This is a genomic window from Intrasporangium sp. Soil_C_50 (assembly GCF_057656595.1).
On the sequence record NZ_JBDGKB010000001.1, the window covers coordinates 171,111 to 194,808 of the forward strand.

Sequence of the window (23,698 nt, forward strand, 5' to 3'; positions counted from 1 at the left end):
CGACGCTCTCGTCGAGTGGGCACTTCGTCATCCGCGTCACGTCCGGGCGCCTCCGGCCCGTGAGTCAGCCCTTGACGCAGAGCAGGGTCGTCAGGCGGGCGACGACCTCGACGAGCGGGTCCGGACCGCCGGCCTGGGCCTCGATGACCGACTCGAGGTCCTTGTAGGCGGCCGGGATCTCGTCGATGACGCCGGGGTCCTTGCGGCACTCGACGCCAACCGTCTGGGCCCGGAGGTCCTCGACCGTGAACCGTCGCCTCGCCGCGTTCCGCGACATCCGCCGCCCCGCGCCGTGGCTGGCCGAGTTGAACGACGCGTCGTTCCCGAGGCCCCGCACGACGTAGGAGCCGGTGCCCATCGAGCCCGGGATGAGACCGAGGTCGCCCAGGCCGGCCCGGATCGCGCCCTTGCGGGTCACGACGACGTCGACACCGTCGTACGTCTCCTCTGAGACGTAGTTGTGGTGGCAGCGCACCGGCTCGTCGAAGACGACCTGCGGAAAGTGCGTGCGCACGACGTCACGGATCGTCGTCATCATCACCTCACGGTTGAGCAGCGCGTACTCCTGCGCCCAGTACAGGTCGTGGAGGTACGCGCCCATCTCGTCCGTGCCCGCGAGGAAGACGGCCAGGTCGCGGTCGGGTAGCCCGAGGTTGTGCTCGAGCGTCTTGGCCGACGCGATGTGCCGCACCGCGATCTCCTTGCCGATGTTGCGCGAGCCCGAGTGCAGCATGAGCCACAGGTGCCCGTCGTCGCCCTCGCACACCTCTGCGAAGTGGTTGCCCGATCCGAGCGAACCGCACTGTGCCGCAGCGCGGCCCGCCCGGTCGGCGATCTTCGGCGCCCGCAGGTGGGTGAACCGGCCCATGAGCGAGTCGAACCGCGAGGCGAGCCCGGCGTCGCGCGAGAGCACCGGTGCCGTGCCGTCGTTGGCGTTCCAGCCGACGGGCAGCACGGCCTCGACCGACGCCCGAAGCGAGCCCAGGTCGTCGGGCAGGTCGGCGGCCGTGAGGTTGGTGCGCACGCCGGTCATGCCGCAGCCGATGTCGACGCCGACCGCGGCGGGCGACACGGCGTCGCGCATGGCGATGACCGAGCCGACAGTGGCGCCCTTGCCGAGGTGCACGTCCGGCATGACCCGCAGGCCGTGGACCCACGGCAGGCGGCTGATGGTGCGCAGCTGCTCGAGCGCCGCGGGCTCGACCTCGGCGGGGTCGGCCCACATGAGGGTGGAGGCCTGCGCGCCGGGCAGCGCGACAGGGAAGGTGGTCATGGTCGTGATCCTTTCTTCTCTCCGGCCCGTCCGGGGGCCGGGAGTGCGGTGGTGGTGCAGGGTCGTCGGCCGTCGCCTGACGCGTCAGGCGATGCGGGCGCGGTGGGCCTCGGGGCGCACATTGCCCGGCAGCCCGTCGGTGGGCTTGCCCTTGGCGAGCAGCTGCCCGCCCCAGACGCCCCACTCCCGACGGTGCGTCGCGACGGCGAGGCAGGCCTCGACGAGCGGGCACGTCCGGCAGACCGCCCGGGCGGCATCGGCCTCTTCGGGGGTGGCCGGCCAGAAGAGCTCCGGGTCCTGCGTGGCGCAGCGGGGCTGCGCCACGCCGACGTCGAAGGGGTGCTCCGACGCCGCTCGGTAGGTCCACGCGTCGGGCCCCGGTGCAGGGGTGCCGGGCCGCAGCCCGACCTGTCCGAGGGACTGCGGGCGAAGGGTGGTGCGGTTCCTGGTCATCGGTCGGGCTCCTTCCCGGCGGTCGTGACGGGGGTCGTGACGGTGGCGGTGGTCGTGACGGTGGATCTCGCGGTGGGCCGGCCGGCGGCGTCGAGCGCCTCCCGCGCGAAGTGCAGCTGGACGCGGGTGGGCACGTACGGCTCCCAGCGCAGCGGCATCCCGGCCTCCGCGGGCGTGCGGTCGCCCTTGCGGGCGTTGCACGGCTCGCAGGCGGCGACGGCGTTGGCCCAGGACGTCGCCCCGCCGCGGGACCGCGGCTGCACGTGGTCCATCGTCGTGGCGGCGTACCTACCGCAGTACGCGCACCGGCTACGGTCACGCAGCAGCACGCCCTCGCGTGAGTACGTGGCCCTGGTCCGGCTGTACAGCCACTTCTGCTCGACGTAGCGCACGAGCCGAACGACCAGCGGCACCCGGTACGGGCCGAAGAGCTCGGTGTCGTGCACCGAGACAGGCGTGGCGACGCCGCGCCAGATCATCGCGATCGCGTGCCGGACCGTGACGCGGTGCAGCAGCGTCTCATCGGCGTTCCACACCTCGACCTGGGTCATGGCGGCCTGCTCCTTCCGGTGTCTCGTGCGCCAGTGTGGGCGTGGGTCGTGCGGGGACGTCGGGGACACATGCGAAGAGCCGCCAACCGGGACATCCGGTGGCGGCTCGGTGGGCGGGAGCGGTCAGGCTCGACGCACGTCGGCGGAGACGCGAAGGGGATGCTCGGGGGTGGCCAGTGGGCCGTCGACGGGGCCCTCGATGGGGCATTCGCCCGCGAACGGGTACGACGCGTCGACGAGGCACCCGCGGTGCTTCGCGGTGCAGGTCAGGCCCGTGGCCATGTCCCGTCCTCCCCGTCGGTTCGTCGTGCTGGTGGTCGCGCGCTGGTCACGCGTCAGGTCGGCGCAGGAGTGCGCCGCTCGATCGATGATGGCAGCCGGGCACGTCAGGCGCCCACTGGTTTTCCGCCGTGCGGACACTCCGGGCGAGCGGGCGCGACGAGGGCCCGGGAGCACGAACCGCCCGGGCCCTCGTCGTCCCGCCGTCACCACGCTGGAGGCCGTGGCCTGCGAGAGGCCTGTGTCAGCCGACCTTGTGAAGCCAGCGGACGGGCGCGCCGTCACCGGCCCAGCGGAACGGCTCGAGCTCCTCGTCCCACGGCACGCCGAGCAGCAGGTCGATCTCGTCCTGGAGCGCCTCGACGTCGCCACGGGTGCGCAGGATCGCCTCACGGAGCCGGTCCTCCTGGACGACGGCGTCGCCCGAGACGGAGGTCATCGTGTGGTGGATGCCGAGGCGGGGCGTGTAGGACCACCGGGCGCCGTCGCAGCCCACCGACGCGTCCTCGGTGACCTCGTAGCGCAGGCCGTCCCAGCCGCGCAGGGCGCTGGCGAGCTCGGCGCCGGTGCCGGGGGCCGCCGTCCACGACAGCTCGGTGCGCACCATCCGCGGCGCGACCGGCTGCGCGATCCAGTCGAGCACGACGCGCTGGTCGAGCACCGCCTCGATGGCCCACTGGACATGCGGGCACAGCGGCGCCGGCGCACCATGGACGAACACGACACCTCGAGTGACCGCTCGCGGCATGACAGACATCCGAACCTCCTCCAGTTGCAGGGACGTCTTCCCCAACGCCTGCCACCTGGGAGCCGGAACCATCGTGCGGTCGTGCTCAGTGTCCGATATGTCTGATGTGGTCGTGCTCAGGCGCCCCGCGCACGGAGCACCCGGCCCCATTGTGCCCCACGAGGCACACGGGCACCAGCACTTCGTGAAAACGGGATGAATGGGGCGCTGCAGGCCGGCGGGCGCCGAGAGGTGCCGGTCAGGTGCTGTTCAGGCGCCGGCCGGAACGCCCGGGAAGAGCACGACGTCCTCGCCGCGGACCTCGACGCGGTGGGTCGCGACCGGACGCGTCGCCGGCAGGCACATCGGGCGGCCGTCGGCGAGGCAGAACCGCGTCGCGTGCAGCGGGCACTCGACCTCGCCCGCCTCGATCCAGCCGTCGGCGAGCGAGGCGTCCTCGTGCGAGCACGTGTCGTCGAGCGCGTAGTACGTCCCGTCGTCGTCGCGGAACAGCGAGATCGGCTCGTCCGTGCCCGTCAGGTCGGTCGCCAGGACGAGGGCCTCGCCCGGTTCGACGTCGCCGACCGCCGCCACGCGGATGCCGTCACTCATGCCTTCTCGCCCTCGCCGTCCTGGTCGCGGTCCGGGCACGGTCGGCGCCCGGCAGGACGGATCCGACCGTCCCGCGAGCGAGCCTAGAGGGTGAACGCGACGCGACCCGCACGGCGGGCACAGGCACGGACCGGCCCGGGCCCCGCCCGGGCCGGTGGCTAGACTCCGACCGGACTGGCCGCCGACACTTCGGTGCCGGCGGACGCGTCCCGGGGCAGTAGCTCAGCCGGTCAGAGCAGCGGACTCATAATCCGTCGGTCCAGGGTTCAAGCCCCTGCTGCCCCACCAGCGCTCGCGCACACCTCGGCGACCTGCCTGGCCGCCTCCCGGTGCGGGAGGGGCGGCAGGTCGCCGACGAACCGGGCTCAGATAGTCCGAGGCCCGCGGAGCCTGGCCACGAGGGCCCAGACGATGGCGACGTCGAGGGCGATGATGACGATCGCCCAGACGGGGTAGTACGGCAGCCACATGAACTGCGAGACGGCCGACAGGATCGCGACGATGATGCCGACGACGAACGACCAGCCCTGGCCCATGATCATGGCGACGCCCAGCCCGATGGCCAGCAGTCCCAGGACCAGGTGGATCCAGCCCCACGTCGTCGTGTCGAACTTGTAGATGTAGCTGCCCGTCACGACGAACCGCTGGTCGTTGATGATGGCGGCGAGGCCCTGCAGGGCCTGGAAGATGCCGACCATGACGAGCAGCGAGGCGCCTGCGAGCGTGAGGCCCTCGGCCCACGCCATCTTGGTCGATGAAGGCTGACTCGACATCGATCCTTCCCCTTCCCTCTCACCGGCACGGCCGGTCGACCTGCCCGTGTCTCGACGCTAGCCGCGTCGGTCGGCGTCCCACTCATCCTTCCGGGTTGAAATGACGAGCCGGCCGGCCCTCGTCGGGAGACCTCGCGCTCGACGCGACGCGGTCTCCCGACAAGCGGCTCAGCGGCCCGTCGCCGCGATGAAGACGGCGGCGTTGCCGTTCGGGTTGAGCAGGACGGCCGGCGCCAGGCACCGCGCCGGAAGCGCCACGTGCGCCTCGATCACCGCGTCGCCCGTCGTGGAGAAGGGGACGGTGGCCGTGGGCGGCAGCGCGACGTCGTTGCACGCCACGGTCGCCGACAGCCGCGGCACGGGGTTGACGCCGGTGGTCGGGATGATGAGTCCCTCGACCTCGACACGCAGGTCACCGTTGGCGCGCAGGCGTGCAGTTCCATCGGAGATGACCCACGGCGCATTCCCGCGGGTGAGCCCGAAGAGGGGCGGGTCGGACAGCTGGCTGCCCTGTAGCGGGGCTCGGAGGATGTCGCTGCGGGGGACGCCGCCGCTGTCGGCGGACGCGCTCGCCGTGGCGGCGAGAGCGCCGACCCCGAGGACGAGGCCGGCGACGAACGATGCGGTACGGGAGATTCGGTGCATGTCACACTCCTGCCGACGTGGGTGGGGAGGTGTTCCCCAGACGGGGACGACAGGATCTCGGCGACCGTTCAGGCCGCCCGGCAGGCGACTCTCGGCACGCTCGCGGCGTCAGCCGAGGCGGTCGAGCAGCGCGAGGGAGCGCTCGAGCACCAAGGCGGTGGCGTCGGCGTCGTACGACGGCAGTGACGCGTCGGTGAACAGGTGCTGGTCGCCCGGGTACACGAACAGCTCGGCCGTGTCGGCGCCGGCGAGCTGCACGAGCTCGCGGGCGGCGTCGACGTCACCCTCGAGCCCGAAGAACGGGTCCTGCTCCATGCCGTGCACCTGCACCGGCACACCCTCAGGCCACGGACCGAAGGCCCACTCCCCCGTGACCGGGAAGCACGCCTCGTAGAGCAGGGCGCCGCGGGCGCCGGCCCGCGTCTGCGCGAGCTGCTGGGCCCGGCCGACGCCGAAGGACGTCCCGGCGTAGACGAGCGACTCCGGGAGTGGGGCGAGGGCGGCGGTGGCGCGACGGTCGAGCTCCGCGTCGCCGATGGACTTCATGTGCGCGAAGCCCTCGTCGATGCTCGCGGCGACGACGCCGTCGAAGAGGTCGGGCGTGTGCACGGTGTGCCGTCCGCCGGCGCGGAGCGAGTCGGCGAAGGCGCGGACGCCGTCGGTGAGCCCCTGGACGTGGTGGAACAGGATGATCTCTGCCATGGTTGGCTCCTCGTCGATCGGAGTATCCGGAATGATCCACAAGAGTAGAATGATCGAGTGATGTCGGTCAATGATGGGTCATCGTCGGCGCCCCCCGACGACGCCGCGCCACGCATCCCGGACTACGACCTCGACGAGCTGCTCGTCGTCACCGCTCCCGAGCAGCTGCGAGCCCTCGCCGACCCGCTGCGCGCCAGCCTGCTCGAGCTGCTCCTCGAGCGCGCGGCCACGGTGACCGAGCTGGCGGCTGCCGTCGACCGACCCAAGAGCACCGTCGCCTACCACGTCGCCCAGCTCGTCGACGCAGGCCTGCTCCGCGTCGTCCGCACCCGACGCGTCCGGGCCATCGACGAGCGCTTCTACGGACGCGTCGCTCGGACGCTGTACGTCGGCGCGCTCGGCAGACCGGAGGACCAGCAGCTCGTCGCGGGGATCAACGGCCTGGCCGAGGCCGCGGCCGAGGCTGCGGCCGCCCACGCAGCCGACGAGCTGCGCTGCACCCTGACACACGCGCGGATCCCGCTCGAGCACGCGCGCGAGTTCTGGGCGCGGGTGCAGCAGCTGGCGCGCGAGTTCGCCCAGATCCCCCGTGGCGGCGACCAGGTCTTCGGGTTCGCTGCTGGCCTCTACCCCACCGACGCGCCGACGCTGCCCGAGCCGACCGAGCCCACCGAGCCGAGCAGCCCGAGGGAGACGTCGGATGACCCGGGCTCGCCCTCCCCCAGGGCTTCCTGAGCGCACCGGCACCTCGGCTGGCACGGAGCATTCGCGGCATCAGCCACATCCGCCCCATACGTCACCGGTCGGGTCGGAGTTCCGTGAGAACGGCCCGCTGTCCGGCGTGTCCACCTATGGTGGTCAAGATCGAGACCACCGGCTGCGGGGGGCGCAACGGGTGGTTAGGGTCGAGGCATGGCCAGCGCCCTGCCCGACGAACTCAGCCTCGAGGGGGGTGGCCTTAAGGTGCAGGACGAGACACAACGAAGTGGGCCGCGAGTCCTCACGGTGCGCATGAGCGGACGGTTCGTGCCGCTCGCTGCGTCGACCGTGGTCTTCGCGCTCCTTCCCTTCATCAGCGCGAGCACGCCCGACGACGGTGCACGCGCCGCGGTGGTCCTCGCCGCAGGTGACCGCGCCGCCGTGGACACGGCCGTGGACGGCGTCGAGAGCGCGCGGGACGCGCTCACCGGCAGCGACAGCTCGGTCGCGGCCATCGCTGTCGCGGCACTCGGCGGTGGTGCCGGGGCGACCGGCATGGCCGTGTCGACCGCCCTCGGCGGAGGCCTGGCCTTCCCGGAGATGGGACTGACGCCGCTGGCCGCTATGGCCGTGGCCGCGCCCGTGGCCGCCGGCGTGCCCGGCTTCATCCACCCGGTGCCCGGGATCGAGGTGTCCGGCTTCGGCCCGCGCATCCACCCGTTGCTGCACCGACCCATGTTCCACACGGGCATCGACCTGCAGGCCGCCTGCGGCACCCCGATCCGCGCGGCAGCCGCCGGCAAGGTCGTATACGCGCGCGTCTCGAACTCGTGGGGCCTGCGGACGATGATCCAGCACACCCCCACGCTCAAGACGGCCTACGGGCACCAGTCGAAGTTCCTCGTCAAGGAGGGCGACGTCGTCCAGCAGGGCCAGGTGATCGGCCTGGTCGGCACGACGGGCTGGTCGACCGGCTGCCACCTGCACTTCGACGTCATCGTCAACGACCACTACGTCGACCCCGCGCCCTATCTCGGCTTCCCGGCCTCCACCTCCGGACCCTCGTCGTACGGCATGGTGCCGAACTACTTCCCCGGTGGCGGCTCCGTGATGACCACGGCCGCGCAGACGGTCCCGGACGGCGACGTGCCGTTCACGGACGTCGACCCTGCCTCGGCGGCCGGTTCGCCCGTGACGGCCGCGCCGAAACCGGCCACGAAGCCGACGACGAACACGCCTGGTCCGACGACGACCACCGGCACGCCCGTCCCGACCACGTCGAAGCCGACGCCGTCCACGACGACCACGGCACCGTCGACGAGCACGACGACGCCGGCACCGCCGACGACCACCACCACGGCACCCCCGGCTCCCGCGACGACGACCACGACGCCGCCGCCACCGCCGCCCACGACGACGACGGCGCCGGCGACCTCTGCCCCGCCCGTCCAGACGACGACGTCCGCCGCAGCAGCGCCGGCCGACCCCGCTCCGACGCCTACGGAGACGGCGGTCGCGACGGCCACGGCGACGGCCACGGCGGTCGCCAAGGCGGTGAGCGAGATCGCGACGAGCGCGGCGAGCGCCAGCGACCCGGCCACCACCGCCGCATCGGCGAGCTGACCGACCCGGCCGGCACTCGCACCTGACCCGCTGGGGTCGCCTGAGGCCCCGTCCACGAGGACGGGGCCTCAGGCGTCGGTGCCTGGTTCCGCCTCACGATTCGGGCACGTCGGGGACCCGGTAGGTACCTGCCGGGGACCCGAGCCGATAGGTTGCACGGATGGACGACGTGAAACCTGCTGCCGAGGCGTCCGCCGAACCCGCCTCGGACCACCGCGAGCCCATGGTCGTCATCGAGGGCGTCAACAAGCATTTCGGTGACCTCCACGTCCTCCGGGACATCAACCTCACCGTCGGCAAGGGCGAGGTCGTCGTCGTGCTGGGCCCGTCGGGCTCGGGCAAGTCGACGCTCTGCCGCACCATCAACCGCCTCGAGACCTTCGAGTCGGGGAACATCACCATCGACGGCAAGCCGCTGCCGGAGGAGGGCAAGCCCCTCGCCCAGCTGCGCGCCGACGTCGGAATGGTCTTCCAGTCCTTCAACCTCTTCGCGCACAAGACGATCCGCGACAACGTGACCCTCGGGCCCGTCAAGGTGCGCAAGAAGTCGAAGTCCGAGGCGGACCAGCAGGCCGGCGAGCTGCTCAAGCGCGTCGGCGTCGAGGCGCAGGCCGACAAGTACCCCGCCCAGCTGTCCGGTGGCCAGCAGCAGCGCGTCGCGATCGCGCGCTCGCTCGCCATGGGCCCCAAGGTGATGCTCTTCGACGAGCCCACCTCGGCGCTCGACCCCGAGATGGTCAACGAGGTGCTCGACGTCATGGTGGGCCTGGCCAAGGAGGGCATGACGATGATCGTCGTCACCCACGAGATGGGCTTCGCCCGCAAGGCCGCCGACCGCGTCGTCTTCATGTCCGATGGGCAGATCGTCGAGGTCGGCACCCCGGAGGAGTTCTTCACCAGCCCGAAGAGCGATCGCGCCAAGGACTTCCTCGGCAAGATCCTCACCCACTGACCCGCCCCCGACCTCGTCGGCCCTGCCGATGCGTCTCTGGCCGGCACCGGTCCCCCACCGGCTTCCCGACGGGGCACCGCCGGCCACCGACCGAACGACCCGACACACACAGGGAGCGGCATGCACACCGGCATGCCACGCAGCCACCATCCGGCAACAACAGGAGGAACTCACATGAAGGCACGACGCATCGGCGTGGCGTTCGCGGCGACGGCCCTGGCCGTCACGCTCGCCGCCTGCGGATCCGGTCAGCCCGGCGCCAGCGGCGGCGGCGGGGACAACGGCCTGAAGATCGGCATCAAGTTCGACCAGCCCGGCATGGGCCTGAAGAAGGGCACCGAGTACAGCGGCTTCGACGTCGAGGTCGCCAAGTACGTCGCGAAGAAGCTCGGCACGTCCGAGGACAAGATCACCTGGGTGCAGGCACCGAGCGCCCAGCGCGAGACGCTCATCAAGAGCGGCCAGGTCGACTTCGTCGTCGCCACCTACTCCATCACCGACAAGCGCAAGAACGAGGTCTCGTTCGCGGGCCCGTACTTCATCGCCGGCCAGGACCTCCTCGTCCGCGCCAACGACACCTCGATCACCGGCCCCGACAGCCTCACCGGCAAGAAACTGTGCTCGGTCACCGGCTCGACCTCGGCCCAGAAGGTCAAGGACAAGTACCCCGGCGTCCAGCTGCAGGAGTTCGGCACCTACTCCGAGTGCCTCCCGGCGCTGCAGACCGGTGCGATCGACGCCCTGACGACCGACGACACGATCCTTGCCGGGTACGCCTCGCAGGAGCAGTACAAGGGCAAGTTCAAGGTCGTCGGCAAGCCCTTCTCCGAGGAGAAGTACGGGATCGGCATCAAGAAGGGCGACACCCAGATGTGCACGAAGATCACCGACGCGATCAAGTCGATGATCAGCGACGGCTCGTGGCAGAAGGCGCTCGATGCCAACCTGGGTCCGGCCGGCTACAAGCCGGGCGCCGGCAACCCGCCGACCCCGGCCGCCTGCTCCTGACCGCCCGCGCCCGCGGGGGCCGCGGTGTCACCGACGCCGCGGCTCCCGTGGGCCAGATCCCTTGTGCGTGAAGGAGGGACATGCTCGACATCCTCTCGAACTACGACGTCCTCGGCGCGTTCTGGATGACCATCAGGCTGACGTTCTTCTCGGCGATCGGCGCTCTCGTCATCGGGACCGTCGTCGCCGTCATGCGGGTGTCACCGGTCCCGGTGTTGCGCCGGCTCGGCTCCATCTACGTCAACATCGTGCGCAACACGCCACTGACCCTCATCATGTTCTTCGCCCTGGCCGGTGTGGGAATCATCCTCGAGATCAACCTCGTCGACCCGAGCTCCCCGACCTCGGTGCGTGACAGTGCGATTCGGTGGGCCATCGTGGCCCTCTCGGTCTACCACGCGGCCTTCGTCTGCGAGGCACTGCGCAGCGGCGTCAACACGGTGCCGGTGGGCCAGGCCGAGGCCGCCCGCTCGATCGGTCTGACGTTCGGCCAGAGCCTGCGGGAGGTCATCCTCCCCCAGGCGTTCCGCGGGGCCATCGCGCCGCTGGGCTCGACCCTCATCGCCCTGACGAAGAACACGACCGTCGCGTCGGTCATCGGCGTCGCCGAGGCGTCCGCCCTCATGAAGGTCATCTTCGAGAACGAGACGGCCAGTGTGGGCGTCTTCCTCGTCTTCGCCCTCGGCTTCGTCATCCTGACCCTGCCCGTCGGCGTCCTCTTCACGTCCCTCTCACGTCGACTGGCGGTGAAGCGATGAGCACCCAGACCGTCCTGTTCGACGCCCCGGGGCCCCGCGCCCGGCGCCGCTACGCCGTGCTCACCGCGTTCGGCGTCCTCCTCGCGATAGCCACGCTCGGCGCGGTCCTGTGGAAGCTCAACGCCCAGGGCCAGCTGACCTCCGACCTCTGGTCGCCGCTCGTCGACCCCGAGGTGTGGACCTCCTACGTCTTCCCCGGCCTCGTCAACACCCTCAAGGCCGCGATCGTCTCCATCGTCACCGCGATGGCCTTCGGCATCGTCTTGGGCCTCGGGCGCCTCTCGCACAACGGTGCGGTGCGCTGGGTGAGCGGCATCATCGTCGAGTTCTTCCGAGCCGTGCCGGTGCTGCTGATGATGTACTTCCTCTTCCAGCTCTTCGCCTACAACAACGTCTTCGTCGCGAGCCTCAACTCGTTCATGGCGGTCGTCATCTCGCTGACCCTGTACAACGGCTCGGTCATCGCCGAGCTCGTGCGTTCGGGGGTCCACGGCCTGCCGAGCGGGCAGGGCGAGGCGGGGCTCTCGATCGGCCTGACGCCGGGACAGACGTTGCGCTCGATCCAGCTGCCGCAGGCCCTGACGGCGATGCTGCCGGCGCTCGTCAGCCAGGTCGTCGTCATCCTCAAGGACAGCGCGCTCGGCACGGCCATCACGTATCCGGAGCTGTTGCAGAGCATGCGTGACATGGGCACGGCCTACGCCACCGTCCTGCCCGCGTACCTGCTGGCCGCGGTGATCTTCATCGGGCTGAACTTCGGTCTGACGACCGTCGCCGGACGCGTTGAACGACGCCTCAACCGTCGCGGGCGTGGTCCGCGACACGGCGCAGCGACGGCCGCGGGCATCGCCGACGACGCCCAGGCCGTCAGCGCCGGACCGCGCGCCTGACGCGGCCCAGTCGCCACCTCGACGCCCCCGTGACCAGCCCGGTCGCGGGGGCGTCGCGCGTTCGCGGTCGGCCCCCGGCGTCGCTCGCGGTGGTGCCGAACGGACCGCCTGCCGGACATGACGAAGGCCCCGACACCATGGGTGTCGGGGCCTTCGTTCTTTGGCGCTCCCCCGGTTGGACTCGAACCAACAACCTGCCGGTTAACAGCCGGCTGCTCTGCCAGTTGAGCTACAGGGGAATGGCTGCTGCGCAACCATAGCAAAGGATCGCGCAGGGACTAAATCGGCTCCGCGGGAGGCGCATCCGGCACTTTTCGACCTTCCAGAGGGCCCACGGACCATGCCCCGGAGGCACACTCACGGTCCGTCCGACTGGCCCTCGGAGGGTGCCTGCGGACGCGTCAGAGACCGACCTCGGTGCGCAGCCGGGCGAGCCGTTCGGTGGCCTCGGCGGCCACCTCGGGGTCCGCGAGGCTCGCACCCTTGCCCGGGATCGTCTGCTCGAGCAGGCGCCCCGTGGCGAGGTCCTGGCGGATGACGACGCGGACGGTGCGCCGCGAACGGGTGCGGAACTCGTCGGCGATGACGACGCTGGCCTGGATGCGCTCCCGGAGGGTCTGCTGGAGCAGCGACGGCTCAGTCACCCGCCACTGCGCCGGCGCGCGGTGGTCGACCCACAGGACGGTGAGCAGCCCGGTGTCGCCCTTCCACGTGCCCGACTCCGCCTCGTGCCACGGACGCTCCCACGCGAGGCCGCCGGCGGCGTCGACGAACGCGAGGTGGTGGGTCGTCGCGAGCACGTGCCCGCCACTCTCCTCGTCACGGGCCCACGCGAGGACCTTCTCACCCGCGGCGAGAGGCACGGCGTCGCGCACGTCGGCGGGCAGCGGCGCCCGGCGGCGCCGTTCGAACAGGGGCATCAGACCATTCCTGCCTTGATCGTCGCGAGCTCGCGCTGGAGGGTCTGCAGGTGCAGCCCGAGCTCGCGGTTGCGGTCGGGGGCCGGCTCGTCCGAGTGCTCGATGCGGCGCATCTCGCTCATCGCGTCGGCGATCTGGCGCGTCAGCGCGATGGTGCGCACCCGGTTGAACAGCTCGTCGACGTACCGCGAGGTCGGCAGGCCGGTGACGGCGTCCATCCGGGTGGGCAGGGTGTCGACGGCGAGCTCGCTCACGAGCCCCGCGACCGGTGACGGGGCCGCCTCGGTGACGGCGGAGGTCCAGGCCCGGACGCTGGACGTCTCGGACGAGGCGTGCGCGATGCGGATGCCGTCGAAGACGGCGCGGTGGGCCGGCGCCGAGAACGCATCGGGCGTCAGCATGTCGAGCGCGCCGGCGGCGAAGACGTTCGGGAACTGGAGGATCACCTGGAGCAGCTGCCGCTCGGCCATGACGATCGGGTCGCGCCGATCAGGAGCGGGCATCCCCGAGTCCCCTTCCCCGGCAACGGGTTCGGCGTCGTCACCGCCGTTGTCGCGCCGGTCGCGGGCCTCGCGCGGGTCGTCGTCGACCTTGAGGCGCCCAGCGCGCGACACCTCGCGCGCCACCTGCTCGACGTCGAGACCGAGCATGCCCGAGACCTCACGGGTGTACTCGGGGCGCAGCGACTGGTCGCGGATCGAGGCGACGATGGGCGCGACGGCCCGGGCCGCCTGGATGCGCCCCTCGGCCGTGCCAAGGTCGAAGCGCTTGATCGTGGTGCGCACGGCGAACTCGAACATCGGGACGGCGTCCTCGATGAGCGCCTGGACGGCCGGGTCCCCGCCCGCCTGGCGAAGCTCGCACGGGTCCTTGCCCGACTTCTCGACGGCGACGAACGACTGCGAGGCCCACTTCTGGTCGTCGGCGAACGCCCGCATGGCGGCCTTCTGCCCGGCGGCGTCGCCGTCGAAGGTGAAGATGACGCGGGCGGGCGCGAGGTCGGCCTCGTCGCGCATCATCCGGCGCAGCACCTTGGTGTGGTCGGCCCCGAAGGCCGTGCCGCACGTCGCGACGGCGTTCTCCACGCCGGCGAGGTGGCAGGCCATGACGTCGGTGTAGCCCTCGACGACGACGGCGCGCCGCTCCTTGGAGATCGTCTTCTTCGCGAGGTCGAGGCCGTAGAGGACGGTCGACTTCTTGTAGATCGGCGTCTCGCTCGTGTTGAGGTACTTGGCCTCGATGCGGTCGTCGTCGAACAGGCGGCGCGCGCCGAACCCGACCGTGTCGCCCGTGATGTCGCGGATCGGCCACACGAGGCGCCCACGGAACCGGTCGTAGAGGCCGCGCGAACCCCGCCCGGCGAGGCCACCGGTGACGATCTCGTCGTCGGTGAAGCCCTTGGCGCGCAGGTGGCGCACGAGGTCCTCTCCCCCGCGCGGCGCGAACCCGACCCCGAAGTGCTTGGCGACCGTGCCGTCGAACCCGCGGGCGCGCATGAAGTCGCGACCGGCACGGGCAGCCGGCAGGTTGATGAGCGCGTCGGCGTAGAACTCCTGGGCCACGCGGTGCGCCTCGACGAGCCGGGTGCGCCGGCCGAGACCCTCCTCGCGCGGACGCTGGCCGTCCTCGTAGCGCAGCTCCATGCCGAGCTTCTGCGCCAGGCGCTCGACGGCCTCGCTGAAGGTCAGGTGGTCGACCTTCTGCACGAACGAGATGACGTCGCCGCCCTCGCTGCACCCGAAGCAGTGCCAGGCACCGACCGCCGGCCGGATGTTGAAGGAGGGCGTCTTCTCGTCGTGGAAGGGGCACAGTCCCTTGAGGGAGCCTGGCCCGGCCGACCTCAGGGTGACGTACTCGCGCACGACGTCCTCGATGGACGTGCGCGCCTTCACCGTCGCGATGTCCTCGCTGTTGATCAGCCCCGCCATCTGCCTCCTGTCGCTGCCGCGATTCTAGGTCGTCGGGGCGACCATGCCCGTCAGCGGCACCACTGGCGGTGCAGGGCGAGGGCCCGGACGTCGGTGAGCGAGGCCACCTGGTCGACGATGACCCGGAGCCGCGACGCATCGTCGCCGGCGTCCGCGTGGTCGGCCCGGAAGGGCACGTCGAGGCGTTCTTCCGGTGCCGACGCGTACGCCGCGACGAGCGCACGCAGGACGTCGCGCTGCTCGGCCATCGCGGCGAGCCGGACGTCGGTCGTCATGACGAAGTGGTTGGCGATGGCCTTGAGCACCGAGCACTCGGCACGCAGGTCGTCGGGCACGACGAGGTCTGCCTCGAAGCGGCACAGCGGGCCGGGGCCGTGCCGCTCGCGGGTGGCCAGCTCGACGACGAGGACGAAGTGGCCGATGAGCCGGCTCGTCATGTCCTTGAGGCGGGCGAGGTCGGCGCGCGAGCCGTCGAAACCCGAGGGGACCGCGTCGGCGGCGAGCAGCCGCTCGAGGGCGGCGCCGAGGACGTCAGCCCCGAGGTCGGGCGCGTAGGTGCGGCCCGCGACGTCGAGCACGCCGGCCATGTCGTCGGAGCGCAGCACCCGGGGGTCGAGCCAGCCGGAGGCGACAGCATCCTCGACGTCGTGCACCGAGTACGCGACGTCGTCGGACCAGTCCATGACCTCGGCCTCCAGGCACCGGCGTCGCGGTTCGGCACCGTTTCGGATCCACTGGAAGACAGGCAGGTCCGACGCGTACACGCCGAACTTGGTCGTGGGCTGGGGGCCGTCGCCCCGCGGCCACGGGTACTTGGTCGTGGCGTCGAGGCTGGCGCGGGTGAGGTTGAGACCCGCGGGCGTGCCGTCGGGGTGGGCCCGCTTCGCCTCGAGGCGCGTCAGCAGCCGCAGCGTCTGGGCGTTGCCCTCGAAACCCCCGATGTCCGAGGCGATCTCGTCGAGGACGGACTCGCCGTTGTGGCCGAACGGCGGGTGACCGAGGTCGTGCGACAGGCACGCGGTGTCGACGACGTCGGCGTCGCAGCCGAGGGCGGCACCGAACTCGCGCCCGATCTGCGCGACCTCGAGTGAGTGGGTCAGCCGGTTGCGGACGAAGTCGTCGTGGGCGGGGGCGAGCACCTGCGTCTTGGCCGCCAGACGCCGCAGGCCCGCCGAGTGCAGGACCCTGGCCCGGTCGCGGGCGAAGTCCGCGCGGTCGGCCCGTCTCTGGGCAGGGTCCTCCGCGACCCATCGCTCGCGATCGCTGTCCGAGTACCCCACGCGCCCGACTCTAGGGGACCCTCTGCCCCGGGCCGCGGATGCGCCCGGTGGGGCTCAGAGGTTCGGCACCCGCACGGCGGCGACGCCACCGAGCGCGCGACCGATCTCGGTGTCCGGGCTGCCGTCGAAGCGCTCACCCTGCTGGTCCGGCACGTTCCAGCGGTAGGCGACGGCGGGCTCGAACGCTCGTGAGCTGTCCGCCGTCCCGACGAACGTGTCGCGGGTCTCCCACCAGATGTCGAACGGGTTGACATTGCCCAGCTGCGCCGGGAGCCCGGAGACCGCAGCAAGCGTGCGCAGGTCGAAGACCTTCGTGCCCTCGTGCGTGACGGCCACCATCCAGCGGCCGCCCGGCGCGATCCGCATCGGGGTCCAGGGCCCCCGAACGGAGGCCGACCCCGTCGATGCGCAGGCCACTCGACGCTGGTCGGCGCCCGAGTCGCGCACGGCAACGATGCAGTTGTCGGCGCCGGTGCGGACCGTGACAAGGATCGTGTCGGGCCGCCCGTCGTAGGCCGCGAGGCTCCGGCTGTCGTAGATCTCGGAGCCGGCCGGGAGGAACTCCGGACGGATGCTGGTCGCCGACCATCTGGCCGAGTCGAGGTCGAGCACGGCCAGCTCGGTGCCCCCCTGGACGAAGGTGAGGCGCTCTCTCTCCCAGGCCGCCAGGAGCCCCGGGCGGGCGGGCAGGCGCACCTGCTGGTCCCGCGCTCCCGTCAGGTCGACGACGTGGAGGGTCTCGGACGCGCCGGAGCGGGTGCCAGCCGTGTACGCGAAGCGTCGGGCATCCGCGTCGACGAGGAGCTCCCCCACGAAGGACTGCCGAGCCACGACCCGGGCCGTCCCCGTCCGGGTGTCGACCCGGATCACCGTCGTCGAGGGCTCCGTGACGCCGTCCCCCCGCTCCACGCCCGTGAAGAGCCAGCCGCCAGGAATGCTGCGCGGCTGCTCGAGCCGGATCACCCCGGCCGGCATCGGGATGTCCCCATCCGGCCCGTGCAGCACGACGCCGCCCGCGGGGGTGTGGTCTGCGGCGGGCCACGACGTGACGTCGAGGGCGGGGCCGTTCGGCAGCCCCGCCGCCCAGCCGTAGAGGCCGGCACCAGATGGCGTCGAGACCATCGACGGATCGTTCGTGCGGGTCGGGCTCACTGCCCGGGTGGCCCCCAGGTGGGGTCCGACGGCCACGGCGATCGCAACGGCAGCGGCGACGGCACCGAGGCCGGCGCTCGCCCGTCGCTGCCGTGAGCGTCGCCCTCGCGCCAGGACGCGGTCGGTGGACACCGCCGGCACGTCGACGGCACCGGCGCGCTCGGACAGGGTCTCCTCGACGAGCTGCGTGGTGGTCATCGGCTCTCCTCCTTGATGAGCGCGAGCGCGGCCTCGCGGCCGCGGAGGGACTGCAGGGCCCGCGAGAGCTGGCTCTTGACCGTGCCGACCGAGCAGCCGAGCGCGTCGGCAGTCGCCCGCTCGGAGAGGTCCTCGTAGTACCGGAGCACCACGACCGCGCGCTGCCGGGGCGGGAGCAGGGCCAACAACCGCCACACCGCGTCACGGTCCTCGGCACGGGAATGCCACGGCTCTTCGGACCGGCCGAGGCGATCGAGGTGCAGGCGCTCCTCCAAGGCCGTCCGACGCGTGAGGGCCCGCCATCGGGACACGTGGGTGCGGGCCATGGCGCTGCGGGTGTAGGCGAGCGGGGACCCATCGGACGTGATGCGGTGCCACGCGAGGTAGACCTTGACGAGCGTCTCCTGCACGAGCTCCTCCGCCTCGGCCGGGCTTCCCGTCAGCACGTAGCCGTACCGGTGCAGCCGGTCCCAGCTCGCGTCCACGAATGCGGTGAAGTCGGCGTCGCGTCCGGCGCGTGCGCCGGTCGTGTCCTCTCCCACGGATGTCCCCTGTCTCGTCGGGCCCATCGACGGACCGTCCTACCTCCCATACGCCTCCGGCACCGGCGATGGTTGCACGCGGCCGCCGAGGTCTCAGCGAACGGCGCAGTCACCCTTGCGGCAGCGACCCCGGAATCCGTTCGTGGCGCTGTGCCTTGCCCAGGTCGACCCGGAATGCGACCGACTTCTGACCCGTGGCGTCCGGCACCTGGCCGGCGAGGGTGAGGTTGGACTCCCAGCGCATCGGGGAGGGCAGCTTCCCCACGGGCAGCTCCTTCGCGGAACCGTCGGCGACGTCGAACACCGTCGCGACGACGCCGGCGCCCCCGCCGAGGAACCGACTCACGAGAACGAGGCTGCCGTCGGGGGCGTGCTGCGCCTCGAGGCGCGGCGCGCAGGTCAGCGCGGCAGGCTCGAGGGTCGAGCCGACCATGAGGTGAGCGCAGACCTCGTCTCCCGAACCGACGAGCACGACGTTGCGTCCAGCGTCGGCACCATCGGAGCCCGGCGCGGCGGCCCCGAACCACACCTCTCCCTGACCCGGCCGCCAGCCGGAGGTCGGGGACCAGCTGAAGGAGCGGCTGTCGGTGGCGGAGGCGGGGTCGAGAGGGTCCTGGCCGTCGACGACCGTGACGGAGTCCTGCGCCCACGTCGCGAGGCGGGGCCGCTGCGGCCCGTCCGGCGGGAGGGCGACGGACCGCACAGCGAGCGACGCGACGTCGATGGTGACGAGCCTGGTCGGCGCCCCTTGCGTGTCCCCCTCTATGAGCGCGAAACCCCGTGCGCCACCGAGAACGTCGAGCACCCGCGGCCCGCTCCACACCTTCGATGCGGTGCGCGGGCCGCTCTCGCGAACCGCCCACACGCTCGAGGAGCCCGGGCCCCGACCCACGACGAAAGTCGTCGTCGGCCAGTCCTCGCCCGGGCCGAGGCGTAGCGAGCGCTGCAGCGTCATCGGCTCGTGACCGAGCGTGACCGAGCCGGTCTTGTCCCGGTACCTGAGCCGCCCGTCGGGGCCAGGTTCCACCACCGGGGCGCCGACCGGCTGGAACGGCCCACCGAGCGGCAGGGCCGACGCCCAGGCGTACGCCTCGCTGCGCGCATCGGCGGCCGTGGGCGCAGGACTGGTGGTGGGCATCGGCCTCGACGGGGCGGTGATGGGGCTCGTCGAGGCCGGGACCGGCGCCGCGAGGCGGGGGCCGTGTGCTGCGAGCACGACGACCGCCAGGGTGGCCGCGGTGGCGCCGAGCGCGCCGAACGCCGTCCCTGCGCGGCGGCGGGTGCGCCGGCGACGCGCTCCCCGGATCACCGTCGCGGCGGTCGGTGCCCCGTCGATGGCGTCACCGTGGTGCTCGCGCAGGCTCTCGGCGAGCGCCGTCGTGGTGCGGTCGGTCATCGCAGCTCCTCCTGAAGCGAACGGTCGGCCGGGGTGTGCTGGGCGCGCAGCGTGGCGAGTCCACGCGACAGCTGGCTCTTGACGGTGCCCACCGAGACGGACAGGGCGTCGGCGATCTCCTTCTCGGGCAGGTCCTCGTAGAAACGCAGGACGAGCACGACGCGCTGGCGGGGCGGGAGCGTCGCGAGCAGGCGCCACATCGCGTCGCGCTCCTCGGGAGCGGACATGAAGCCCTCGTCGTCACGCCTCAGCGACCGGTCGGCGGCGGTGCGCTCCTCCGTGGCTCGGCGGCGGGTGAGCCGGCGCCATCGCGAGATGTGGTTCCGCGCCAGGGCTCGGCGCGTGTAGGCGAGCGGCAGCCCCACCAGCACGACCCGCTCCCACGAGAGGTACACGCGCTCGAGCGTGTCCTGGAGCAGCTCCTCGGCGTCGGAACGACAGCCGGTGAGCAGGTGGGCGTAACGCAGCAGGCCCGCCGAGTGGCCGGCGACGAACGAGCTGAACTCCGCGTCGACCTCCGAGTGGTGCATCGAGATCCTTCCCCTGTCCGATGACGGTGCATCGTGTCACCCGTTGCACGCCGACCGGGTCAGGAAGGTTGCACGAGCTGCGGGCCAAAACGCCGTGGCGTCCGGGCGACCGGCCGGGGCACACTGGCGAGGTGGGGCCGGTTCACGGCCCCGGAGCGGGCAGGAGCTCGTCATGGCCGACAAGTCACCCCGATCGCACATGTCGCAGAAGGGCAAGTCGATCAAGGAGAAGCGCGCCGAGAAGCACGCGAAGGAGCAGAAGGCCTCCCACACGGAGATCATCCCGCCGCGCGGCCGCCGCTGAGGCGCGGCGCTCGGGCCGACTCCGACCGGCCTGGCCCGAGCGGGGCTGGGCGACGCGGCTCAGCCGAGCTCGTCGCGCACCCGCCGCACCCAGGCCGGTTCGGTGCCGTAGCGCTGGGTCTTGATGAGGCGGCCGTGGGCGCAGTCGTCGACGAGCTCGGCCATGCGCTTGTCGCGGGTGGCCTCCTGCTTGGCGGTGACCACCCAGTTCGTCGCGAGCTTGCGGTAGGAGGGGGTGGCGGCGTCCCAGAACCGCGAGGCCCGCGCGTCGGCGCGCAGCTGCGTCTCGTACGCGTCGGGCCACGTGCGCTCGCGGTTCTCGTACGCGTAGACGCCGGAGCGGTCCTCTCGACGCTTCTCGAACGCCGCGACGCCGGCCGGGTGCATGAGGCCCGCGGCGGTGAGCTCGGCGACCGCGGTGATGTTGATGGTGCTCCAGTTGCTGCCGGGCTTTCGCGGGGTCCAGCGCTGACGCGTGGTGTCGGCGTCGATGCGCTGGGCCACGGAGTCGATCCAGCCGAAGCACAGCGCCACGCGGACGGCCTCGGCCCACTGGAGACCACGCGGCTCGACGTGCTTCTTGTTCAGGCCCATCCACAGCTCGGTGGCCGAGGCGTGGTTGGCCTCGAGCCAGCCCCGGAAGTCGGCGGCGTCCTCGAAGAACGTCGCCGGCCGCTCGGGCGATCCACCCTGTCGCATGACCCGATCCTGCCAGCCGGCACCGACGCTGGGAGGATCCTCCTCGTGACCGGAGTGCCTGACGTGACCGACCGCATCGCCCTCGCCGCGCTCAACAACGCCCTCTGGTGCGACGCCGTGGCCCGCACGCACGGCGTCGCCACGACGACGGACGCCGACGCGTGGACGGCGGCGACGCGCACGCCGCCGTACTACCCGGACGCCGTGACCCTGTCCCCCACCGTCGGCGAGTACGACGTGCTGGCCCGGGTCGACGACTCGGACGGCTGCTCGGTCAAGGACTCGTGGGCGAGCCTCGACCTGTCGCTCGAGGACTTCGCGCGCATCGTCGTCGGCCAGTGGGTGTGGCTCGACCCCGTGACCCCGGTGACGGCGCCCGACGGCCCGACGTGGCGACGCGTCGAGACACGGGCGGGCATGGCGTCGTGGGTCCGCGCCTGGGCCACCGACCCGGAGGCCGAGGCGATCCTGCGCCCGACGCTGCTCGACGAGCCCGGCGTGCACGTCCTCGCGGCCCATGCCTCCGCCGCCCCGGACGCGCCGGTCGTGGCCGGCGCCGTCGTCAACGTCACGGGTGAGGGAGCCGACGCCGTCGCCGGCCTCGGCAACGTCTTCGCCCGCACGGGCGACCCGACGGACGCGTGGGCGGCGGCCGCCGCGGCGGCCCGTGACATCGCGGGTCAGCTCCCCCTCGTCGGTTGGGAGGCCGGCCCCGGCCTCGACGCCGCGCTCGCCGCGGGGTGCGAGGCGCTCGGTCCGCTCAGCGTCTGGCTGAAGTGAGCGCCGGCCCGGGGCTCAACCGCCGCTGACCGACAGCTCGGCCTCGGCGATGGTGCGCTCGTGCTCCTCGGACAGGTCGCGCGAGTCGAGCCAGCCGTCGGGCAGTGCGACGCGGCGCGGCGAGCCGGCCCGACCGCGCTGGCCCTCGGCGGCGTCGCCCGGCCAGGGGGCGTCCGGGTCGAGCGAGGCGAGCAGCGTGTCGAGGGACGCGAGCGAGTCGACGAGGGCGAGGGAGTTGCGCACCGTCGACCCGGCCGGGAAACCCTTGAGGTACCAGGCGATGTGCTTGCGGATGTCGCGGCAGGCCCGATCCTCCTCGCCGTAGAAGTCGGTGAGGTACTCGGCATGGGTGCGCAGCGTGCGCGTCACCTCCCCGAGCGTCGGCGTGACCCGGACGCTCGACCCGGCGAAGGCGGCCGCGAGGTCGGTGAACAGCCACGGCCGGCCGAGGCAGCCACGCCCGACGACGACGCCGTCGCAGCCGGTCTCCTCGACCATCCGCAGCGCGTCCTCGGCCGACCAGATGTCGCCGTTGCCGAGCACCGGGACGGTCGTGACCGTCTCCTTCAGGGCGCGGATCGCCGCCCAGTCGGCGGTGCCCGAGTAGGCCTGCGAGGCGGTGCGGCCGTGCAGCGCGACGGCGGCGACGCCCTCCTGCTCGGCGGCGAGCCCGGCGTCGAGGAAGGTCATGTGCTCGTCGTCGATGCCCTTGCGCATCTTGACCGTCACGGGGATGTCGCGTCGCGCGCCCTCCTCGACGACGGCGCCGACGATGCGGCGGAAGAGGTCCTTCTTCCACGGCAGGGCCGAGCCGCCACCCTTGCGGGTGACCTTGGGCACGGGGCAGCCGAAGTTGAGGTCGATGTGGTCGGTGCGGTCCTCCTGCACGAGGATCCGGGCGGCGGCGCGCGCGGTGGCCGGGTCGACGCTGTAGAGCTGGATCGAGCGCGGGTGCTCCTCCGGGTCGTGCTCGATGAGGCGCATCGTCTCGGGGGTGCGCTCGACGAGGGCGCGCGAGGTGATCATCTCGCTGACGTACAGGCTCGTCGCGCCCGAGGCGCCACCCAGCGCGGTGCCCTCATCCCCGTACTCGCGGCACAGCCGCCGGAACGCGCGGTTGGTGATGCCGGCCATCGGCGCGAGCACGACCGGCGACTCGATGACGTGGCGACCGATGCGCAGCGGCGGCAGCACCGGCGCGGGTCCGGTGGGTGCGGCGGGCGGGGTCATCAGGTCGGTCACGGGCACCGATTCTCCCGCATCAGCCGCCGTGGGCCGAATCGGTGACCTCGTGGGCGAAGCGCAGCACCGCCTCGGCGAACGCCTCGGGCTGGTCGAGGTTGGCCAGGTGACCAGCGCCGGGGATCGTCTCGACGCGGACCGTGGGGACGTCGTGGCGGAAGCCGGCGACGCCGAGGCGGAACTGGTCCCACCGGCCGTTGAGCAGGAGGACCGGGCATGCGAGGCCCGCCAGCGACGCGGGCCGGCACGCCTGCATGACCTCGTGCCAGGCCGCCGTGGTGGGGCCGAACCAGTAGCCACCGGCGATGACCGGGTCGATGCGCTCGGCCGGATAGAGGCGGTGCAGCACGCGGTTGTTGACCCGCGTCATCCGTGCAGGGCCGAGCCGGTCGGTCAGCGCGCCGACGGCGCGGTAGACGGCCGCCCCGGCGCCCTGCGGGCGGGCGCTCGCACCAGCGAGGACGAGCCCCGTCAGCGCCTCGCCGCGTCGGGCCGCGTACTCCATGGCGACGAACCCGCCCAGCGAGTGCCCGACCAGCACCACCGGGCCCCTGGCGGCGCTCAGGCGCACCGCGTCGTCGACGACCTCGACGCACCGGTCGAGGGTGAAGGCCTCGGCGGCGCGTGGCCCGTGCCCCGGCAGGTCGACGAGCCGGACGTCGACGTGCGGCTCGAGCAGCGGCAGCTGCGGCAGCCACTGCGCACTCGACAGGCGCGACCCGTGGACGAGCACCAGTTGCGGTCGGGTCGGGTCGGCGGGCACACCGCGAGGATGCCACGATG

27 protein-coding genes and 2 tRNA genes are annotated in these 23,698 nt (G+C 72.2%); 9 read left to right on the forward strand and 20 right to left on the reverse strand.

All coding sequences use genetic code 11. The annotated features are described in order from the left end of the window. Nucleotides 1-64: 64 nt before the first annotated feature. The 6 genes from AC3A5R_RS00820 to AC3A5R_RS00845 all read right to left on the reverse strand — a co-directional run bounded on the left by AC3A5R_RS00820 (nt 65) and on the right by AC3A5R_RS00845 (nt 3,895). Nucleotides 65-1,273: an RtcB family protein gene (locus tag AC3A5R_RS00820; protein WP_487618892.1), complete on the reverse strand. Its 1,209-nt coding sequence runs from the start codon at nt 1,271-1,273 to the stop codon at nt 65-67. Nucleotides 1,274-1,357: 84 nt separating this feature from the next. Next, a complete protein-coding gene (locus tag AC3A5R_RS00825; protein ID WP_487618893.1) occupies nt 1,358-1,726 on the reverse strand; it encodes a WhiB family transcriptional regulator in 369 nt (122 codons plus the stop codon). Next, nucleotides 1,723-2,277 carry an HNH endonuclease gene (locus AC3A5R_RS00830; RefSeq protein WP_487618894.1) on the reverse strand — a complete coding sequence of 185 codons (555 nt, stop codon included), beginning with the start codon at nt 2,275-2,277 and terminating at the stop codon, nt 1,723-1,725. The genes AC3A5R_RS00825 and AC3A5R_RS00830 overlap by 4 nt, the downstream gene beginning before the upstream one ends. A gap of 123 nt (nt 2,278-2,400) precedes the next feature. Further along, nucleotides 2,401-2,559: a hypothetical protein gene (locus AC3A5R_RS00835; RefSeq protein WP_487618895.1), complete on the reverse strand. Its 159-nt coding sequence runs from the start codon at nt 2,557-2,559 to the stop codon at nt 2,401-2,403. A gap of 241 nt (nt 2,560-2,800) precedes the next feature. Next, entirely contained in the window at nt 2,801-3,304 is a 504-nt protein-coding gene (locus AC3A5R_RS00840) for a DUF3145 domain-containing protein (RefSeq protein WP_487620094.1), read from the reverse strand. Nucleotides 3,305-3,553: 249 nt separating this feature from the next. Beyond that, on the reverse strand, nt 3,554-3,895 hold the full coding sequence (locus AC3A5R_RS00845; protein ID WP_487618896.1) for a non-heme iron oxygenase ferredoxin subunit: 342 nt from the start codon (nt 3,893-3,895) through the stop codon (nt 3,554-3,556). Between the two features lie 211 nt (nt 3,896-4,106). Here AC3A5R_RS00845 and AC3A5R_RS00850 point away from each other — a divergent pair. After that, a tRNA-Ile gene (locus tag AC3A5R_RS00850) sits at nt 4,107-4,183 on the forward strand. A gap of 77 nt (nt 4,184-4,260) precedes the next feature. Here the strand turns inward: AC3A5R_RS00850 and AC3A5R_RS00855 are convergent. The 3 genes from AC3A5R_RS00855 to AC3A5R_RS00865 form a co-directional block, all read right to left on the reverse strand. Then, complete coding sequence (locus tag AC3A5R_RS00855) at nt 4,261-4,668, reverse strand: DUF7144 family membrane protein (RefSeq protein WP_487618897.1); 408 nt, start codon at nt 4,666-4,668, stop codon at nt 4,261-4,263. A 168-nt stretch (nt 4,669-4,836) separates the two neighbouring features. Further along, a complete protein-coding gene (locus AC3A5R_RS00860) occupies nt 4,837-5,313 on the reverse strand; it encodes a hypothetical protein (protein ID WP_487618898.1) in 477 nt (158 codons plus the stop codon). A 108-nt stretch (nt 5,314-5,421) separates the two neighbouring features. Then, the gene (locus tag AC3A5R_RS00865; protein ID WP_487618899.1) at nt 5,422-6,015 is read right to left on the reverse strand and encodes a dienelactone hydrolase family protein; all 594 of its coding nucleotides are present in this window, start codon (nt 6,013-6,015) and stop codon (nt 5,422-5,424) included. Between the two features lie 60 nt (nt 6,016-6,075). Here AC3A5R_RS00865 and AC3A5R_RS00870 point away from each other — a divergent pair, with 60 nt between their 5' ends. The 6 genes from AC3A5R_RS00870 to AC3A5R_RS00895 all read left to right on the forward strand — a co-directional run bounded on the left by AC3A5R_RS00870 (nt 6,076) and on the right by AC3A5R_RS00895 (nt 11,945). Further along, complete coding sequence (locus AC3A5R_RS00870; protein ID WP_487618900.1) at nt 6,076-6,750, forward strand: helix-turn-helix domain-containing protein; 675 nt, start codon at nt 6,076-6,078, stop codon at nt 6,748-6,750. Between the two features lie 276 nt (nt 6,751-7,026). Continuing rightward, entirely contained in the window at nt 7,027-8,337 is a 1,311-nt protein-coding gene (locus AC3A5R_RS00875) for a M23 family metallopeptidase (RefSeq protein ID WP_487618901.1), read from the forward strand. A 223-nt stretch (nt 8,338-8,560) separates the two neighbouring features. Then, nucleotides 8,561-9,289, forward strand: coding sequence for an amino acid ABC transporter ATP-binding protein (locus tag AC3A5R_RS00880; RefSeq protein WP_487620095.1), 729 nt, complete (start codon nt 8,561-8,563; stop codon nt 9,287-9,289). A gap of 174 nt (nt 9,290-9,463) precedes the next feature. Beyond that, nucleotides 9,464-10,297: a glutamate ABC transporter substrate-binding protein gene (locus AC3A5R_RS00885; RefSeq protein ID WP_487618902.1), complete on the forward strand. Its 834-nt coding sequence runs from the start codon at nt 9,464-9,466 to the stop codon at nt 10,295-10,297. Between the two features lie 80 nt (nt 10,298-10,377). Continuing rightward, on the forward strand, nt 10,378-11,055 hold the full coding sequence (locus AC3A5R_RS00890) for an amino acid ABC transporter permease (RefSeq protein ID WP_487618903.1): 678 nt from the start codon (nt 10,378-10,380) through the stop codon (nt 11,053-11,055). Continuing rightward, on the forward strand, nt 11,052-11,945 hold the full coding sequence (locus AC3A5R_RS00895) for an amino acid ABC transporter permease (RefSeq protein ID WP_487618904.1): 894 nt from the start codon (nt 11,052-11,054) through the stop codon (nt 11,943-11,945). Before AC3A5R_RS00890 ends, AC3A5R_RS00895 begins: the two co-directional genes overlap by 4 nt. A gap of 166 nt (nt 11,946-12,111) precedes the next feature. On the opposite strand, the gene AC3A5R_RS00900 is transcribed toward AC3A5R_RS00895, so the two are convergent. The 8 genes from AC3A5R_RS00900 to AC3A5R_RS00935 form a co-directional block, all read right to left on the reverse strand. Further along, nucleotides 12,112-12,184: transfer RNA gene (locus tag AC3A5R_RS00900), tRNA-Asn, on the reverse strand. 162 nt (nt 12,185-12,346) lie between these two features. Further along, complete coding sequence (locus tag AC3A5R_RS00905; RefSeq protein ID WP_487618905.1) at nt 12,347-12,865, reverse strand: hypothetical protein; 519 nt, start codon at nt 12,863-12,865, stop codon at nt 12,347-12,349. Then, the gene (dnaG, locus tag AC3A5R_RS00910; protein ID WP_487618906.1) at nt 12,865-14,793 is read right to left on the reverse strand and encodes a DNA primase; all 1,929 of its coding nucleotides are present in this window, start codon (nt 14,791-14,793) and stop codon (nt 12,865-12,867) included. Before dnaG ends, AC3A5R_RS00905 begins: the two co-directional genes overlap by 1 nt. A 50-nt stretch (nt 14,794-14,843) precedes the next feature. Then, the gene (locus AC3A5R_RS00915; RefSeq protein ID WP_487618907.1) at nt 14,844-16,073 is read right to left on the reverse strand and encodes a deoxyguanosinetriphosphate triphosphohydrolase; all 1,230 of its coding nucleotides are present in this window, start codon (nt 16,071-16,073) and stop codon (nt 14,844-14,846) included. 54 nt (nt 16,074-16,127) lie between these two features. Beyond that, a complete protein-coding gene (locus AC3A5R_RS00920; protein WP_487618908.1) occupies nt 16,128-17,423 on the reverse strand; it encodes a hypothetical protein in 1,296 nt (431 codons plus the stop codon). Then, nucleotides 17,420-17,965 carry a SigE family RNA polymerase sigma factor gene (locus AC3A5R_RS00925; RefSeq protein ID WP_487618909.1) on the reverse strand — a complete coding sequence of 182 codons (546 nt, stop codon included), beginning with the start codon at nt 17,963-17,965 and terminating at the stop codon, nt 17,420-17,422. The genes AC3A5R_RS00920 and AC3A5R_RS00925 overlap by 4 nt, the downstream gene beginning before the upstream one ends. 109 nt (nt 17,966-18,074) lie before the next feature. Next, a complete protein-coding gene (locus AC3A5R_RS00930) occupies nt 18,075-19,361 on the reverse strand; it encodes a hypothetical protein (protein WP_487618910.1) in 1,287 nt (428 codons plus the stop codon). Next, nucleotides 19,358-19,891, reverse strand: a complete 534-nt coding sequence (locus AC3A5R_RS00935) for a SigE family RNA polymerase sigma factor (RefSeq protein WP_487618911.1) — start codon at nt 19,889-19,891, stop codon at nt 19,358-19,360. Before AC3A5R_RS00935 ends, AC3A5R_RS00930 begins: the two co-directional genes overlap by 4 nt. Before the next feature lie 172 nt (nt 19,892-20,063). Here AC3A5R_RS00935 and AC3A5R_RS00940 point away from each other — a divergent pair, with 172 nt between their 5' ends. Continuing rightward, a complete protein-coding gene (locus AC3A5R_RS00940) occupies nt 20,064-20,195 on the forward strand; it encodes a hypothetical protein (protein WP_487618912.1) in 132 nt (43 codons plus the stop codon). A 59-nt stretch (nt 20,196-20,254) separates the two neighbouring features. Here AC3A5R_RS00940 and AC3A5R_RS00945 read toward each other — a convergent pair whose 3' ends face one another. Beyond that, nucleotides 20,255-20,893 (reverse strand): YdeI/OmpD-associated family protein, encoded by a 639-nt coding sequence (locus tag AC3A5R_RS00945; RefSeq protein ID WP_487618913.1) that lies wholly within the window; start codon nt 20,891-20,893, stop codon nt 20,255-20,257. Nucleotides 20,894-20,938: 45 nt separating this feature from the next. Here AC3A5R_RS00945 and AC3A5R_RS00950 point away from each other — a divergent pair, with 45 nt between their 5' ends. Continuing rightward, a complete protein-coding gene (locus tag AC3A5R_RS00950) occupies nt 20,939-21,673 on the forward strand; it encodes a hypothetical protein (RefSeq protein ID WP_487618914.1) in 735 nt (244 codons plus the stop codon). 15 nt (nt 21,674-21,688) lie between these two features. Here the strand turns inward: AC3A5R_RS00950 and dusB are convergent, their stop codons facing one another. Then, nucleotides 21,689-22,915, reverse strand: coding sequence for a tRNA dihydrouridine synthase DusB (gene dusB, locus AC3A5R_RS00955; protein WP_487618915.1), 1,227 nt, complete (start codon nt 22,913-22,915; stop codon nt 21,689-21,691). Nucleotides 22,916-22,934: 19 nt separating this feature from the next. After that, nucleotides 22,935-23,678, reverse strand: a complete 744-nt coding sequence (locus tag AC3A5R_RS00960) for an alpha/beta fold hydrolase (RefSeq protein ID WP_487618916.1) — start codon at nt 23,676-23,678, stop codon at nt 22,935-22,937. Nucleotides 23,679-23,698: the final 20 nt, after the last annotated feature.